A 16,007-nucleotide genomic window follows, 5' to 3' on the forward strand; every position below is an offset into this window, starting at 1 on the left:
GGCAAGGCCGCGCGCCGCGCGCATCCTGTGTTCACGGTCAACTCACCGGTTCACAGGAGAACATCATGCAACGCTTCGAAGGAAAAACGGTCCTCGTCACGGGCGGCAACAGCGGCATCGGCCTGGCGGCCGCACGCGCATTCGCGGCCGAAGGCGCGCGGGTCATCATCACCGGTCGCGACGAGCAGACGCTCGCCGCCGCACGCGAGTCGCTCGGCGACGGCGCGCTCGCGATCCGCAACGAGGCCGGCAGCGTCGCGTCGGCGCGGGCGCTGGCCGACGCGATCGCGGCCTCCGGCGCGCGGCTCGACGCCGTGTTCATCAACGCGGGCGTCGCGAAGCTCGCGCCGTTCGCGGATATCGACGAGGCGTTGTGGGACCTCGTGTTCGACACGAACGTGAAGGGCGCCTATTTCCAGATCCAGGCGCTCGTGCCGCTGCTGAACCGCGGTGCGTCGATCGTGATCAACGGCTCGATCAACGCGCATATCGGGATGCCGGGTTCGTCGGTGTATGCGGCGAGCAAGGCGGCGGTGAATTCGTTCGCGAAGACGTTGTCGACGGAGCTGCTGCCGCACGGCGTGCGGGTGAACGTGGTCAGCCCCGGCCCGGTCCAGACGCCGCTGTACGGCAAGCTCGGGCTCGACGCGGCGACGCTCGACGAGACGGCGGACAAGATCAAAGGCCTCGTCCCGATCGGCCGGTTCGGCACGCCGGACGAAATCGCGTCGACCGTGCTGCACCTGAGCGCGCCGGAGTCCGCGTTCATCGTCGGCGCGGAAATCATCGCGTCGGGCGGGATGGGTCTGCTCTGAGCGCATGACCGGCGCGGCTGCATGGCCCGACGCGATGTCGGGCCGCCGAGCCCTGCCGTGCGATCGCGTCGCTAGCGCGATGCACAGACGTCATGAACCTCGTCGCCGCGATCGGGGCCGTGAAGCTGCGTCACCGTCAGCCCCGAGAACGTCGCGCTGCCGTGTTCGGCGAACACGGCGACGCGGTCCGCATCGAGCGGCGGAAAGATCAGGTCCGTCAGCACGACGCGGCCGCCGTTCGCGAACACCTCGACCGACCCGCGATCGACGACGATTTCGAGTCGCAGCTGCCCATGCTCGAGTGGCAGATCGACGATGTGCTCGCGGCTGAACGTGCCGGCGAAAGCCGTTGCGCCGGCGCGCGAGCGGTCGAGCGTCAGCGTGCGCTTCGCCGTGTCGTACACGATCCGGGTACCGATCGACCCATCCGCCGATCGTCGAACGATCAGGCCCGCGCGGGCCGCGTGCCGCGGCGCGATCGTCACCGTGATGCGCTGGGCGACGCCGCGCGTGGCGTCCGACAGCGCGCGCGTGGCGGACTCGACGTTCAGGTCGCCTTCATGCACGGCGGGCCGCCCGTCGGCCCACGCATCGAACGCGGCGGCCGGTGTCACGACGAGCGTCGGTTCGCCGCCGATCGTCTTCAGCGCGAACTCGCGCGGCAACGTCGCCGCGCCGCGCCACGGCGCCGTCGGCACTTTGGCCGCGTAATCCCAGTTGCTCATCCATGCGATCGCGACGGGCCGTGCGCCCGGCGCGCCGGAGAACGTGCCGGCGGCGTAGAAATCGGCGCCGTGATCGACCCAGCGGAATCGCGCGGGATCGGAACCGGCCGGCGCGACGCGGTCAGGCGTAAACGTGCGACCGTCGAAGTCGCCGACGAAATACATCGCGCCGGAGCCGCCGGCGATCGACCACGGGTTGACGTTGACGATCATCACCCACTTGATGTGCCGCGGATCGTCGTCGACGGGCAGCGGCACGAGGTCGGGCATTTCCCACAGCGCGCCCGCATGCGGCACGTCCGGCAGCGTGAAGTCGCTCAGGAACGACCAGTGAATCAGGTCATCGGATCGATAGAGCTTCACGACCTGCGCGTCCGCGACCACGGTCGTCATCAGCCAATAGCGTCCCGGCGCGTACCACGACACCTTCGGATCGCGGAACTGCTTCGACTCGGGATCGAGCGTGAGCACGGGGTTGTGCGCGTAGGGCCGCCACGTCGCGCCGTGGTCGACGCTGTAAGCGAGCGACTGCGCCTGCGTGCCGGGCGCGTGACCCGAGCCGTCCTTGTAGACGCTCGTGTAAAGCGCCACCAGCGGCGTCTCGCCCGGCGCGCCGAGGCCGGACGTGTTGCGCGTGTCGGCGACGATCGAGCCGGAGAAGATTTCCTCCGTTGCGTTCGCGCGCATCGCGACCGGCTGCTCGCGCCAGTGGACGAGGTCGGTGCTGGTCGCATGGCCCCACGACATGTTGCCCCAGTCATGGCCGAGTGGGTTGTACTGGTAGAACAGGTGATAGCGGCCGTTCTCGTAGACGAGCCCGTTCGGATCGTTCATCCAGTTGCGTTGCGGCGTGTAATGCACGGCCGGTCGCCATTGCGGCGTGCCGTCGGCGGCCGGTATGCCGCAGCGCGCGGCAGCGGTGTGCGAGCAGGTCGCGCTTGCCGCACACGCGAGCAGCAGCCCGGTCATCCGGAAGTAAAAGCGAAAAAACGTCGATCTCATGCGGGGTTCCGTGCTTCGGCGCGCGAAGCGGGAAAGGAGCGCGCATGCCGCTTGCAGCGGCGGCATGCGCGATTCTGCGAAGGAGGGAGGCGGTGCACACGCGACACGCGCGACATGCGCCGCCTCGACGCTGGCGGGCGGTGCCCGCAGCGTTCGTACGGGCCCGTTACGGACGGGTGCCGGGGCCGCCGTTGTGGTCGGCGCCGGTCGCCGGCAGATTCGCCGGGATGTCGCCGTAACCGCCTAGGCCGCCGCGTCCGTATGCACGGTCGACCGCCGTCGACGCGCCGCTGATGTTGACCTTCACGGTCGGCGCAAGCGTGCCGCCGCGACGCGGGCCGATCGCATCGATGAACGACTCGACGAGGCCGCCCGGCATCACGTAGTGCGAATACGACTGGAACTCGCGCGGGTTCTGGTTCGGGTCCTGCGAATACGGCGCGCCGGCCGGCGCGGAGAAGTCGGTCGGGTTGCCGAGCACGAGGCCGCTGCCGCCGTTCAGCGGCAGGAAGTCGCTCCGGATGCCGTTGCCGACGAAGCCGTAGACACCGTCCGGCCCGTCGACGCCCGCGGCCATCGTCGTGCGGTGGCTGATCGTAAACAGGTAGTACTTGCCGTCCTTCAGATAGATCTGCGGGCGCTCGGTCTGGTCGTCGACGCAGTTCGCCGACAGGATCGGCGGCAGGAACTTCCATTCGGTCAGCTGCGGGTTCGTCGCGACAGCGAGACCGACGTTGGCCTTTTGATACACTGCGCCCGAGTTCATCACGGCGTTGAGGTCTTCCCGGTGCGGATCGTTCGGCGCGTAGCCGAGGTCGGCCTCGGTGCAGGTGCGGGCGCCGCGCGGGCCGCCGGTGTTGCCTTCGAACACCATGTAGGTCTTGCCCGGATGCGCAGGGTCGGTGAACACGAACGGATCGCGGAACGAGAAGTAGGTGTTTTGCTGGCCGGTCTGGTAGTAGTTGCCGTCCGGTTGCAGCAGCGCCTTGTGATCGTCGAAGCCGCTGAACCACACGTGCTTGTCGTCGGCATGGATGTGGCCGTCGGCGCGCGTGATGATCGCCTGCGGCGGCGTGATGTCGGCGCCGCCGGGCGCCGAGCGGTTGAACGAGGTCGCGGTGTAGTAGAGGCTGACGTTGTCGCCGTGCGTGAGCCGCGCCGAGCCCGACCATTCGGCGTTGTTGGTCATCGGCGACGTGCCGAACACCTTGACGCTCGCGCCGTCCGGGAACAGGTGGCCGCCCCAGGTCCAGCCGCCGTTCGCGGGACGCTGCGACGCGGGGATGCCGGCACGGCGATAGAAGAAGCCGATGCGCGCATGGACGTGACGATCGTCGAACGTGTAGCCGGCGTGCGGATCGGCCGTGAGCGAGAAGATCACTTCCCAGCCCTTGTAGCTGAGCTGGTTCGCGCGCAGGTCGGCCAGCGGCCAGGTATCCCAGACCCATACGTTCGAGTTGATCAGCGGGAAAGCCTGCGGGATGTCCGGCATCGTCAGCGACTGCGGCAGCGAGTTCCTGTCGGCGCCGGCCGTGTGCGACTGCGCGACGATCTGGCGGATGTCCGCGCGGGTCCAGCGCATCGTGAAATTGCCTTCGGGATCGTAGGCCTGCTGCGTATGCGGCGTGGGCGCGGGCGCGCCGGTGCTTTGCGCATGCGCGACGGATGACGCGCACGCGAAGGCGGCCAGTGCCGCGCCAGCGAAGAGCAAACGTTTGGCCGCGGTCGCGCGGCAAAAAGGAAAGTAAGTCATGTCGGCGTTGTTTCCGTTGACGGTGAAAGGGAACTGCTGAGATGGCATTCGAATCCAAACCGGTTTGGATGCTATTTCAAACCGGTTTGGACGTCAAAAGATAAATATTTGACGGTAATAACTGCCATTCGGAAATAATTGCCGGCCGAGACGGGATAGATGAATGGCATGCACAACGCGAGGAGCGACGTGAAGGTGAATCTGAAGGCGCTGTCGGATGCGCTCGGGCTGTCGCGCACGACGGTCAGTCGGGCGCTGAACGGCTACGACGACGTGAGCGAGGCGACCCGCGAGCGCGTGATGAAGGCGGCGCGCGAACTCGGCTATGTCGCGGATCCGACCGCGCGGCGGCTGGCGACGGGGCGCGCGGATGCGATCGGCATCGTGTATCCGTTCGGCGCCGGCGATCTTGGCGATCCGCGCTTCGGCGAAGTCGTTGCGGGCATTACCGAGCGGCTCGGCGAGCGCAATCTCGACTTCATCATCGCGGCCGCGCGGCCGAATGCGGAGCTCGACACGTATCGCCGGCTGGTCGACGGCAGGCTCGTCGACGGGCTGATCGTCGCGCGCACGCTGGTCGACGATCCGCGCATCGCGTACCTGCGCTCGAATGCGTTTCCGTACGTCGCGTACGGTCGAACGCAAGCTGCCGACCCTTACGCATGGTTCGATTTCGACAACGAAGCGGGCGCGCGCGATGCGGTGCGCCGCCTGATTGGCTTCGGTCATCGACGGATCGCGATGATCAGTGCACCGCTGTCGCTGAATTTCGCGATGCAGCGTCGCGCCGGCTATCTCGCGGCGCTGCGCGAGGCCGGCATCGACGCCGATCCGGCATTGCTCGTCGAGTGTGCTTTTACGCGAGACGGCGGGCACGAGGCCGCGCAGACCCTGCTTGCGCTGGCCGAACGGCCGACGGCGCTGCTCGTGGACAACAATATCGCGGGTGGCGGGGCGTTCCGCGCGCTGGCCGACAGCGGCTTGCGGCTGGGCCGCGACATGTCGCTGATCGTCTATGACGGCGTGCCGCCGGATATCGCGCATCCGCATCGGGTCACGGCGGTGGTGCAGCCGACCGGACATGCGACCGGGCGTGCGCTGGCGGACCTGATGCTGGGCCTGCTTGCCGACGGCGTTCGCGGGCATCGGCTCGAGATGCCGACGATCGATGCAGGCGACACCGACGGGCCGTTGAACGGCTAACCGCTGCGGCGGCACGCATGGAGCGCGATCGGCGATGAGCGTCGCGGGACGCGCTACAGCGCAAAAGCCATGACGGTGACAGGGCTGAATGCATGTGTTCTAGACGACCGGTCTAATCCGGCGCTATCATGCGGCCTCATGAATGCGACGTCGCTCCTGCCAGCGGACGCGAAAATGCCATATCGCGCTGCGATGCTGGTGCAGGAGATGCCGTCGTTTTTTTCGCGCTTGCTCTAGACGACTGGTCTAATAGGCTCGCGCAAGATTTTTTCGGTACGGAGCCGGCACGTTGACGCGCGCCAGCGGCCTAACCGGCAGGCGCGCCGTCGGCGTCCCGGCACGCGGCGTGCGTCGCGTTGGCTGCCGTCGCGACGCGGCCCCGTTCCCCCATTTCGAAGGAGTGTCCGATCATGAAGATTCTGGTTGTCCTGACCTCGCACGATACGCTCGGCGACACCGGCAAGAAGACCGGCTTCTGGCTCGAGGAACTGGCCGCGCCGTATTACGCGTTCAAGGATGCGGGCGTCGAGCTGACGCTCGCATCGCCGAAGGGCGGCCAGCCGCCGCTCGACCCGAAGAGCAGCGATCCGTCGGCACAGACCGACGCGACGCGCCGCTTCGATGCCGATCCGGCCGCGAAGGCCGTGCTCGCGGCCACGCACAAGCTGGCCGACGTGTCGGCCGACGATTACGACGCACTGTTCTATCCGGGCGGGCACGGCCCGTTGTGGGACCTTGCCGAAGACCTGCACTCGATCGGCCTCATCGAGCGCACGCTGGCGGCGGGCAAGCCGGTTGCCGCCGTGTGCCACGCGCCGGGCGTGCTGCGCCACGTGAAGGATCCGAAGACCGGCGAATCGGTCGTGCGCGGCAAACGTGCGACGGGTTTCACCAACAGCGAGGAAGCGGCCGTCGAGCTGACGGAAGTGGTGCCGTTCCTCGTCGAGGACATGCTGAAGACCAACGGTGCGCAGTTCGAGCGCAGCGCCGACTGGGCGCCGCATGTCGTCACCGACGGGCTGCTGATCACCGGGCAGAACCCCGCGTCGTCGGAGCCCGCTGCCGAGGCGCTGCTCGCGAAGCTCGGCCGCCAGTAAGCCGGCGCGGTGCCGGCGCGACCGGCACCGCGCCGTTTCCGTCGTCCGGCGCGACCGGCCCGGCGGCGGCCTGACTCGTTCCGCCGTGCGCACCGCACGACGGCTCATCCAGTCGTTTCGTAGAACCAAGCAAAGGAGTGGTGGATGTCTGCCCTGTTCGAACCGTTCAAACTCAAGGATGTCACGCTGCGCAACCGTATCGCGGTGCCGCCGATGTGCCAGTACGTCGCCGAAGACGGCGTCGTCAACGACTGGCATCACGTGCATCTGGCCGGCATCGCGCGCGGCGGCGCGGGCCTCGTGATCGCGGAGGCGACCGCCGTGTCGCCGGAAGGCCGCATCACGCCGGGCTGCGCCGGTTTGTGGACCGATGCGCAGGCCGAGGCGTTCGCGCCGTCGGTCGCGGCGATCAAGGCGGCCGGCGCGGTGCCGGGCATCCAGATCGCGCATGCGGGCCGCAAGGCGAGCGCGAACCGTCCGTGGGAAGGCGACGACCACATCGCCGACGGCGATCCGCGCGGCTGGCAGACCATCGCACCGTCGGCCGTGCCGTTCGGCGCGCATTTGCCGAAGACGCCGCGCGCGATGACGCACGACGACATCGCACGCGTGCAGGCCGACTTCGTCGCATCGGCGAAGCGCGCCCGCGACCTCGGGTTCGAATGGCTCGAGCTGCACTTCGCGCACGGCTATCTCGGCCAGAGCTTCTTCTCCGTGCATTCGAACCGGCGCGACGACGAGTACGGCGGCTCGGCCGAAAACCGCAGCCGTTTCCTCGTCGACACGCTGAAGGCCGTCCGCCAGGTCTGGCCGGAGCACCTGCCGCTGACCGCGCGTCTCGGCGTGATCGAATACGACGGCCGCGACGAAGAGACGCTCGCCGAATCGATCGCGCTCACGCAGCGGATGAAGCACGAAGGGCTCGACATGCTGAGCGTGTCGGTCGGCTTCTCGACGCCCGACGCGCGCATTCCGTGGGGGCCTGCATTCCTCGCGCCGATCGCGGAGCGCGTGCGCCGCGAGGCCGGCCTGCCGGTGTCGTCCGCGTGGGGCATCGACACGCCCCAACTGGCCGAGCGTGTCGTTGCCGAACGGCAGCTCGACCTCGTGATGGTCGGCCGCGCGCATCTGGCCGATCCGCACTGGCCGTACTACGCAGCCAGGCAGCTCGGCGTCGAGCGTCCGTCGTGGACACTGCCTGCGCCGTACGCACACTGGCTCGAACGCTATCGCGTCGCGGACAAGGTGGCCTGAGCGCACGACGCACCGTGCCGCGCGCGCGACGTGCGGCGCGCATTTGACAATGCTTGGCATCGCGTCCGCATGCCGCAGCTGTATCGATGGATAGAATGGCGGTTCGCACCGGCCTTCGGCCGGCGCGAACCGCCATTTTTCATTTCGACAGAGGTGCCATGCGCGCACATGTCTCGCCTTCCCAGGATTCCGCCGCGCGGCCGCGTGCGCAGCAGGTCGCCCGCGCCGTGCTGTATGCGGCGCTGCTCGCGCTTGCGCTGTGGGTGATCCGCGATTTCCTTCCCGCCATCGCGTGGGCCTGCGTGATCGCGATCGCGTTGTGGCCGTTGCTGAAACGCTTCGAATCGGACCGCTGGTTTCGCGATCGGCCGACGCTGATCGCGACCGCGATCACCGCGGGCGTATCGCTGCTGGTCGTGCTGCCGGTCGTCATCGCACTGGGCCAGGCGATCTCGCAGGCGCATGACCTGCGCGTCTGGCTGCACTCGATCCAGGACAACGGCATTCCGCTGCCGGACGTCGTCGGCCGGCTGCCGTACGGCGCCGCCCAGATCACCGAGTGGTGGCAGGCCAATCTCGGCCATCCGCTGCACGCGGCCACCGCGATGCATGGCGCGAGCGGCGAGAAATTCATCGCGTTCGGGCGGCAGTTCGGCACGAAGCTCGCGCATGCGCTGTTCGAGTTCGGCTTCATGCTCGTCACGCTGTTCGTGATCATGAGGGCCGGCCACAAGTTGTCGGGCGCGTTGCTGCAGGGCGCGGAGCGTGCGTTCGGCCGCGGCGGCGCGGCCCTGATCGAACGGATGGTGGCAGCCGTGTACGGTACGGTGACGGGACTGGTCGTCGTCGGGCTGGGCGAGGGTGCCATACTCGGCGTCGCGTATGCACTCGCGGGTGTTCCGCATGCGGCGCTGCTCGGCCTCGTCACGGCCGTCGCGGCGATGTTGCCGTTCTGCGCGCCGATCGTGTTCTGCGGCGCGGCGCTCTGGCTGTTCGTGCAGGGTGCGACCGTGTGGGCCGTCGTGGTGCTGGTGCTCGGCTTCGTGGTCGTGTTCGTCGCCGAGCATTTCGTGCGGCCGGTGCTGATCGGCAACTCGACCCGCCTGCCGTTCCTGCTCGTGCTGTTCGGCATCCTCGGCGGTGCCGAGACGTTCGGGCTGATCGGGCTGTTCGTCGGCCCGGCGCTGATGACGGTGCTGACGATGCTGTGGGCCGAATGGGTCGCTTGAAGACGACGTTCGTTGCGCCGCTCCGGGCCATCGGCGCGACGGTACGGACGCGTGTGCGCGCCCGCGCGAGGCGTTCATGGTTCGCGCCGATCGGGCGTGTGCCGGGGCGCGTCGAATGCAGCTTCGGACACAAGTCTCTACATTTCTTTTCGATCCGGACCCAAAGGTCTAGTAGCATGGGGCTTTCGATCACGCCGGCATGGCGCAGCAGATTTTCCCAAGCATGCGATTGATTCCGATGTCCCGTCCGGCAAAGACGCTTTCCGTAGCCGCCACGTGCCTGATGCTGCACGGCTGCGCGTGGTTCGACTCGTGGTTGCCGTTCTCGTATTCGCGCACCCCGCTGGCGCGGGCAGCGTCGCGGCATGGCGCGACGCGCGCCGATGTCGTTCGTGCGGCCGGCAACCCGCGCAGCGTGTGGATGGTCCGTAACGGCAGCGGCGTCTGCTACAACTACTTCATCGAGCACGGCAACGATCACCGGGCGTACTTCGTCGTGTTCGACAAGGCAGGTGTTGTCACGCAACATGGCTTCGATACCTGCATGGATGCGGATCGCAAGGGTGCGCTGCAGTCGGACAAGGCGGCTTCGCGATAGCGCCGCCGCCACGCGCCGCGCGAGCGTGTCACGCAGTCGTCACGCGATCGTGTCGACCACACCGCCGTCGACGCGCAACGCCGCACCCGTCGTCGCCGAGGCCTGCGGCGAACATACATACACCACCAGATTCGCAACTTCCTCCGTCGTTGCCGGCCGCTGGATGATCGAGCTCGCACGCTGGCTGCGCACGAAGTCCACCGCGACGTCGTCGATGCTGCGGCCCGTGGCGTCGGCCGTCTCCTTCAGCAGCGCGCGCACGCCTTCCGACATCGTTGGCCCCGGCAGCACCGAATTGACGGTCACGTTGGTGCCAGCCGCGAGTTTCGCCAGGCCGCGCGCGATCGCGAGCTGCGCGGTCTTCGTGAACCCGTAGTGAATCATGTCGACCGGGATGTTCAAGCCCGATTCCGATGAAATGAACACGATGCGGCCCGTGTTGCGCGCGAGCATTCCCTTCAGGTAGTGCCGCGCGAGACGCACGCCGGACATCACGTTCATCTGGAAGTAATGCGCCCATTCGTCGTCGTCGATGTCGAAGAACGCCTTCAACCCGTAGATGCCCGCGTTGTTCACGAGGATGTCGGCGTCCGGCGTGTGCTGCGTGATGCGCGCGGCGCCCGCGGCGTCGGAGAGGTCGGCGGCGATGCCGTCGATATCCGCGCCGGGCACCGCGCTGCGCAGCAGCGCGAGCGCGGCATCCACCGACTCGTCGCTGCGGCCGTTGACGACGACGCGTGCGCCGGCCTGCGCGAGCCCTTCGGCAATCGCCAGCCCGATGCCGGCGGTGGAAGCGGTCACGACCGCGGTCTTGCCTGTCAGATCGATGTGCATGAATGTACCGGTTGAAAGAGGGAACGGAACCCGCCGCGTCTACCGCGGCGGCCGAACTAAAAGCTTAGGCGATCCGGGCGCGAAGCGTCGGGTCGCGGTTGCATCGCGCCGCGCAGTCTTGTACGGTGTGCGTTCGCCATCCGTTCCGGGAGCCTGTCGCGTGAGCCGTTCCGCCAATTCCCTCGCCGTGCCGTCGCCGTTCTGGCGCGATACCGCGCTGCCGTTCATCGAGGCGCGCACTGTCGACGACGGTCGGAGGATCTGCTACGCGAAGCACACGCACGACACGTTTTCGGTCGGCGCGATCGTCGGCGGCACGAGCACGTACCAGAACGGCGCGACGAAGGAGCACGTCGGGCGCGGCGTGCTCGTGATCATCGATCCGGAGCAGGTGCATGCATGCAATCCGTATGGCCCCGCCGCGTGGGCGTACCGGATGGTCTATGTCGACGTGCCGTGGCTCGCACGGTTGCAGCATGCGCTCGGGCGCGATCCGAACACCGATTTTCGCGGCTTTTCGCAGAAGTTGACGGATCGGCGTGACCTGTTCGCGCAATTCGGCGGCTTTTACCGCACGCTCGTGGCACCCGGCGTCGATCCGCTCGGCAAGGAAAGCGCGGCGGTCGAATTCTTCACGCGGCTGCACGGCGCGCTCGATCGCGTGTCGCCCGACCACGCGCGGCGCGGGGCCGACAACACGAAGCTCGCGCGCGCGGCAGACTACATCGCCGCGCATTGCCGTCAGGCCGTCACGCTCGATGCGATCTGCGCGGCCGCCGACCTGTCGCCGTCCTACCTGATCCGCGCGTTCAACGCCCGCTACGGGATGACACCGCATGCGTTCCTGATCGACCGTCGCGTGCAGTACGGCCGCGCGGAATTGCGCCGCGGCCGGCCGATTGCCGAGGTCGCGCTCGACGCGGGTTTTGCGGACCAGGCGCATTTCCAGCGCGCGTTCCGGCGCATCGCGGCCGCCACGCCGGGCCAATATCGAAGCGCCGCGAGCTGAGCGGGGGACCGGCCGGCGCCGTGGCGGTGCCGCAGCGGCCGACGACTGCCCACGACTGCCGGCGCTGTCGCTACCCGCCACCCACCGCAAAAACACCGTTCGAAGCGGCACCGCTAGAGATCGAGCAGATAAAGCGCGCTGCCCGCGAGCAACACCGCCATCGCGCGGTTGAACAGCCGCATCCGCCGCGCATTCGCAAGCCAGTGCCGCAGCGACGCACCCGCATACCCCCAGCACGAGATCGACGCGAAGCAGATCACCAGATACAGCGCCGCGAATTGCCACACCTGCGCGCGACCGCCATCGGCCGCAAACGCACCCATCGCGGCCACGCATGCGAGCCATGCCTTCGGATTCAGCCATTGCATCGCCGCGCCCGCAGCCGCCGACGGGCCTGCGAGGTTCGACGCGTCCGGATCGTCCGACAGCCGCCCGTCATCGAGCGCCAGCCGCAGCGCGAGATAAAGCAGGAACGCGATCCCCGACCATCGAGTGGCCGCGGTCAGCATCGGCCAGCGCGCGAGCGCCGCGTGCAGCCCGAGGCCGATCAGCAGGAACAGCGCGACGAAGCCGAGCGTCGCGCCGGCCGCATAGCGCAGGCTCGCGCCGAGGCCGTGGCGCGCGCCCGCGCCGAGCGCGACGATGTTGACGGGACCGGGCGTGATCGACGACGCCAGCGCGAACGCGGCCATTGAAACCAGCATGCTCATCATGTGTCTCCATGCGAAGGTGAAAGTCGCATCGAGACTAAGGAAGCCGCGCGTGTCCGTATTGAAGAAAACTGCCCTCGGCGGCGCGATGTCGTCAGTGCATCGCGCGCGATGCATGCGTCGTGCGCAGCGCGTGCGGGCCGCCCGCCTCGGTCGGGCGCAGCGGGCCGACGCTGCTGCACGGCTGCGTCGACACCGAGAAGCCGAACGTATTGACACCGCCCGAGCAAGCGACGAACACGCTGCCGCCGTGCATCTCCGCGACAGCCTTGACGATCGACAGCCCGAGCCCGTGGTTCTCCTTGCTGTTCGCGCGCGCTTCCTCGAGCCGGTAGAAGCGCTCGAACACGTGCGAGCGCTGCACGGGGTCGATCGGCTCGCCGGGATTGGCGACCGACACGTCGACGAGCGTGTCGCGCGGCGTGATCGTCACGTTCAGCGTCGCGCCCGGCGCCGAATGCTGGATCGCGTTGATCAGCAGGTTGGTCATCGCGCGGCGGAACAGGGAAGGATCGACGGCCGCGCGCGCATCGCCGTGCAATTCGGCGCGCAACTGCGCTTCGTCGAGCGGAATCTCGAGGAAGTCGAGCATGCGCCGCACCTCGTCCGCGAGCGACACGTGCTTCAGGTCGGTCGCGCGCTCGCCGCGATCGCTGCGCGACAGGAACAGCATGTCGTTGATGATCACGCGCAGCCGCTCGAATTCCTCGAGGTTCGACTGCAAGGTCTGGCGCATCCGGTCGACCGAACGGTCGCGGCTCGTCAGCGCGACCTGGGTCTGGCCGATCAGAATGCTGATCGGCGTGCGCAACTCGTGTGCGACGTCCGCGTTGAACGCCTCGAGCCGCGCGTAGGTTTGCTGGATGCGTTCGAGCGCGCCGTTGAACGACGCGGCGAGATCGCGCAGCTCGGTCGGCAGCGCGTCGGTGTGCAGCCGCTGACGGCGGTTGGTGGCGTTGATCGCCGCCGCGTCCTGCGACAACCGTTCGAGCGGCGCGAGCCCGAAGCGCGCGACCGCCCGGCTCAGCAGCAGCGTGACGACGGTGGCGATCGCGATCAGCGCGGCGAGCGTCCACACGAACCGGCGCAACATCCGCTGCGTGCGTTCGCACGACGACGCGACGATCAGCTTCACGTCGGGGCGCTCGCCGCTGCCCGCGATCGGGACGGTCTTCGTCATCACGTCGTAGCTGCTGTGATTGAGCGCGTATTGCTGGAATGCACCGAACGGTTTGCCGACGGGCACGCCGTCGACGGGATGGCCGAAGCGGAAGTCGGCGTCGGGACTGTCGACCTGGTAACGCGTCGACCCGTCGGGCGGTTCGAGGTCGGCGAGCTTTTCCTGCATCACGCGGCCGCGCGCGGCCGTGGTCGCGTGCGACACGATCATCTGCGCGACCTTCGCGCGCGTGTCGATGGTCGCGCGCAGCTCGGCGAACAGCTGGCGCTCCATCATCACGAACAGCCCGCAGCCGACCAGCGTGAACACGAGCAGCGACACGATGCCGAACATCGCCGACAGACGCAGGGTGATCGAGCGTTTCATGCGTGCCTCTCGCTGTCGGCGTCCTCGCGCGCCTCGAGTACGTAGCCCATGCCGCGGATCGTGTGCAGCAGCTTCTCCGCGAACGGACCGTCGAGCTTCGCGCGCAGGCGCTTGATCGCCGTCTCGACGACGTTCGCGTTGCTGTCGAAGTTCACGTCCCATACGAGTTCGGCGATCGTCGTCTTCGACAGCACCTCGCCGCTGCGTCGCGCGAGCACGCCGAGCAGCTGGAATTCCTGCGCAGTCAGGTCGAGCCGCGTGCCGTCGCGGGACGCGCGCCGGCCGATCAGGTCGACGCGCAGGTCGCCGATCGAAATCAGCGTCGATTCCTGCACGCGCGCACGGCGAGTGAGCGCGCGCAGCCGCTCGATCAATTCGAGGAACGAGAACGGCTTGGTCAGGTAATCGTCGGCGCCGCCGCGCAGCCCGCGCACGCGGTCGTCGACGCGATCGCGCGCGGTCAGCATGATCACGGGCGTCTGCTTCTGCGCGCGCAATGCGCGCAGCACGCCGAAGCCGTCGAGTTTCGGCAGCATCACGTCGAGCACGACCACGTCGTATTCGAATTCGACGGCCTTCCACGCGCCGTCCTCGCCGTCCAGCGCGGTATCGACGACCCAGCCTTCCTCGGTCAGGCCGCTCTTCAGGTATTCGACGACTTTCGGTTCGTCTTCGACGATCAGGACTTTCATGGGTGTGTCCTTGTAACCGGTTAGGGGCCGACGCTCGCGGCGGGCCCGAGGTTTGCCGTGGCGACGTCGGTTGGCGCGGCGCCGCTCGTCGCACCGTCGTCCCAGCCGCCGCCGAGCGCCTTCGCGAGATACACGACGAGCGCCGCGCGCTGGCCCTGGATCTGCACGGCCTGGCGTTCGCTCGTCAGCAACTGCTGCTGCGCGGTGAGCACGTCGATGAACGGCGTGAGGCCGCCCGCGTAGCGGTCCTGCGCGAGCGACACGAGCTTGCGCGCGTCGTCGACGGCCGCCGCTGCCTGCTGCGCGGCTTCGGCCAGCACCGCCAGGCCCGTCACCGCATTCTGCACCTCCTGGAACGCGGTGAGCACGGTCTGCCGGTAACTGGCCTGCGCGGCGACGTAGCCGGCCTGCGCGAAATCGACGCCGGCCTTCAGCTTGCCGCCTTCGAACAGCGGCTGGCTGACGGACGCGCCGACCGACCACAGCAGCGCCGGCACGGTAAAGAGCCCGGAGAAGCGCGTCGCGTCCCAGCCGATGTCGGGCGACAGCGCGATGCGCGGGAAATACGCGGCACGCGCGACGCCGATCTGCGCATTCGCGGCGGCCATCGCGCGCTCGGCCGACGCGACGTCGGGCCGGCGCTGCAGCAGGTCGCTCGGCATGCCGGTCGGCAACGCGGGCGCGGTGATCGGCACCACGCGCGGCGGCAGCGTGAATTCGGGAGCCGGCGTGCCGACCAGCGTCGCGATCGCGGTTTCGACCTGCGCGCGCTGCTGGATCAGCAATTGTGCCTGCGTGCGCGTCGCGTCGAGCTGCGCGCGTTGCTGCAGCAGGTCGAGGCCGGACACCGCGCCGAGATCGTGGCGCGCGCTCACGTAATCGAGCGCTTTCTGCTGCAGATCGATCGAACGCTTGACGACGTCGATCTCGCTGTCGAGCTCGCGCAGCGCGAAGTAGCTCGACGCGAGATCGGCGCTCAGCACGAGGCGTGCGTTCGCGAAATCGTCGCGCGCCTGTTCGGAGCTCGCCTGCGCGGATTCGACGTTGCGCCGCACGCGGCCGAACAGGTCGAGCTCGTAGCTGACGCTTGCGCCGACCTGGATTTCGTTCTGCACGGTCGACATGCTTCGCGTCGCATAGTTGGTCTGCGGCCGCTCTCCGGAGATCTTGAAGCGCTGGCCGCTCACGTTCAGGCCGACGGCCGGATACTGCGCGGACGAGACCGATGCGAGCGTCGCCTTTGCCTGGTCGTAGCGCGCGGCGACGGCCTTCAGGTTCTGGTTGTTGCGCAAGGCGTCGGCTTCGAGCGCGTCGAGCTGCGCGTCGCCGAAGGCAGTCCACCAGGCCGGATCGAGCGGCGCGCGGGCGGGCGCGGCCGGGTGCCAGTATGCGTCGGCCGGGTCGAGCCGCCACGCGGCCGGCGTGTCGACGGCGGGGCGCCGGTAGTCGGGGCCGACCGTGCAGCCGGCAAGGGCCGCGACCGCGACGACGGCCAGCACCGCAGGGACTGCGGAAGGGCGCAGGCGGGCGCGCAGCGCGC

General features: G+C 68.4%; 14 protein-coding genes. 7 read left to right on the top strand and 7 right to left on the bottom strand.

Going from position 1 to position 16,007, the window contains the following annotated elements; genetic code table 11:
• Nucleotides 1-65 precede the first annotated feature (65 nt).
• On the top strand, nt 66-815 hold the full coding sequence (locus WS51_RS04725) for an SDR family oxidoreductase (protein WP_059450205.1): 750 nt from the start codon (nt 66-68) through the stop codon (nt 813-815).
• A gap of 71 nt (nt 816-886) precedes the next feature.
• Here the strand turns inward: WS51_RS04725 and WS51_RS04730 are convergent, their stop codons facing one another.
• Together WS51_RS04730 and WS51_RS04735 are read right to left on the bottom strand one after the other, a co-directional pair.
• On the bottom strand, nt 887-2,542 hold the full coding sequence (locus WS51_RS04730; RefSeq protein ID WP_069229122.1) for a glycoside hydrolase family 32 protein: 1,656 nt from the start codon (nt 2,540-2,542) through the stop codon (nt 887-889).
• Nucleotides 2,543-2,708: 166 nt separating this feature from the next.
• Entirely contained in the window at nt 2,709-4,295 is a 1,587-nt protein-coding gene (locus WS51_RS04735) for a glycoside hydrolase family 68 protein (protein WP_069229123.1), read from the bottom strand.
• Nucleotides 4,296-4,463: 168 nt separating this feature from the next.
• On the opposite strand from WS51_RS04735, the gene WS51_RS04740 reads away from it, so the two are divergent.
• The 5 genes from WS51_RS04740 to WS51_RS04760 all read left to right on the top strand — a co-directional run bounded on the left by WS51_RS04740 (nt 4,464) and on the right by WS51_RS04760 (nt 9,676).
• A complete protein-coding gene (locus tag WS51_RS04740; protein ID WP_081053278.1) occupies nt 4,464-5,498 on the top strand; it encodes a substrate-binding domain-containing protein in 1,035 nt (344 codons plus the stop codon).
• A 410-nt stretch (nt 5,499-5,908) separates the two neighbouring features.
• Complete coding sequence (locus WS51_RS04745) at nt 5,909-6,595, top strand: type 1 glutamine amidotransferase domain-containing protein (protein WP_060329437.1); 687 nt, start codon at nt 5,909-5,911, stop codon at nt 6,593-6,595.
• 144 nt (nt 6,596-6,739) lie between these two features.
• Entirely contained in the window at nt 6,740-7,849 is a 1,110-nt protein-coding gene (locus tag WS51_RS04750) for an NADH:flavin oxidoreductase/NADH oxidase (RefSeq protein WP_069228680.1), read from the top strand.
• A gap of 158 nt (nt 7,850-8,007) precedes the next feature.
• A complete protein-coding gene (locus WS51_RS04755) occupies nt 8,008-9,078 on the top strand; it encodes an AI-2E family transporter (RefSeq protein WP_059450211.1) in 1,071 nt (356 codons plus the stop codon).
• Nucleotides 9,079-9,301: 223 nt separating this feature from the next.
• A complete protein-coding gene (locus WS51_RS04760; RefSeq protein WP_059507722.1) occupies nt 9,302-9,676 on the top strand; it encodes a hypothetical protein in 375 nt (124 codons plus the stop codon).
• 39 nt (nt 9,677-9,715) lie between these two features.
• Here the strand turns inward: WS51_RS04760 and WS51_RS04765 are convergent, their stop codons facing one another.
• Nucleotides 9,716-10,510, bottom strand: a complete 795-nt coding sequence (locus WS51_RS04765) for an SDR family NAD(P)-dependent oxidoreductase (protein WP_069228681.1) — start codon at nt 10,508-10,510, stop codon at nt 9,716-9,718.
• Nucleotides 10,511-10,670: 160 nt separating this feature from the next.
• Here WS51_RS04765 and WS51_RS04770 point away from each other — a divergent pair, with 160 nt between their 5' ends.
• Nucleotides 10,671-11,519 (top strand): AraC family transcriptional regulator, encoded by an 849-nt coding sequence (locus tag WS51_RS04770; RefSeq protein WP_069228682.1) that lies wholly within the window; start codon nt 10,671-10,673, stop codon nt 11,517-11,519.
• A gap of 113 nt (nt 11,520-11,632) precedes the next feature.
• Here WS51_RS04770 and WS51_RS04775 read toward each other — a convergent pair whose 3' ends face one another.
• From WS51_RS04775 to WS51_RS04790, 4 genes are all read right to left on the bottom strand, one after another.
• Nucleotides 11,633-12,229, bottom strand: a complete 597-nt coding sequence (locus WS51_RS04775) for a LysE family translocator (protein ID WP_069229124.1) — start codon at nt 12,227-12,229, stop codon at nt 11,633-11,635.
• A gap of 94 nt (nt 12,230-12,323) precedes the next feature.
• Nucleotides 12,324-13,775 carry a heavy metal sensor histidine kinase gene (locus WS51_RS04780; RefSeq protein WP_059507353.1) on the bottom strand — a complete coding sequence of 484 codons (1,452 nt, stop codon included), beginning with the start codon at nt 13,773-13,775 and terminating at the stop codon, nt 12,324-12,326.
• Nucleotides 13,772-14,467, bottom strand: a complete 696-nt coding sequence (locus tag WS51_RS04785) for a heavy metal response regulator transcription factor (RefSeq protein WP_059450219.1) — start codon at nt 14,465-14,467, stop codon at nt 13,772-13,774. Before WS51_RS04785 ends, WS51_RS04780 begins: the two co-directional genes overlap by 4 nt.
• Nucleotides 14,468-14,487: 20 nt before the next feature.
• The gene (locus tag WS51_RS04790; protein ID WP_069229125.1) at nt 14,488-16,002 is read right to left on the bottom strand and encodes an efflux transporter outer membrane subunit; all 1,515 of its coding nucleotides are present in this window, start codon (nt 16,000-16,002) and stop codon (nt 14,488-14,490) included.
• Nucleotides 16,003-16,007: the final 5 nt, after the last annotated feature.

Source organism: Burkholderia territorii (assembly GCF_001718335.1).
Lineage (GTDB): Bacteria > Pseudomonadota > Gammaproteobacteria > Burkholderiales > Burkholderiaceae > Burkholderia > Burkholderia territorii.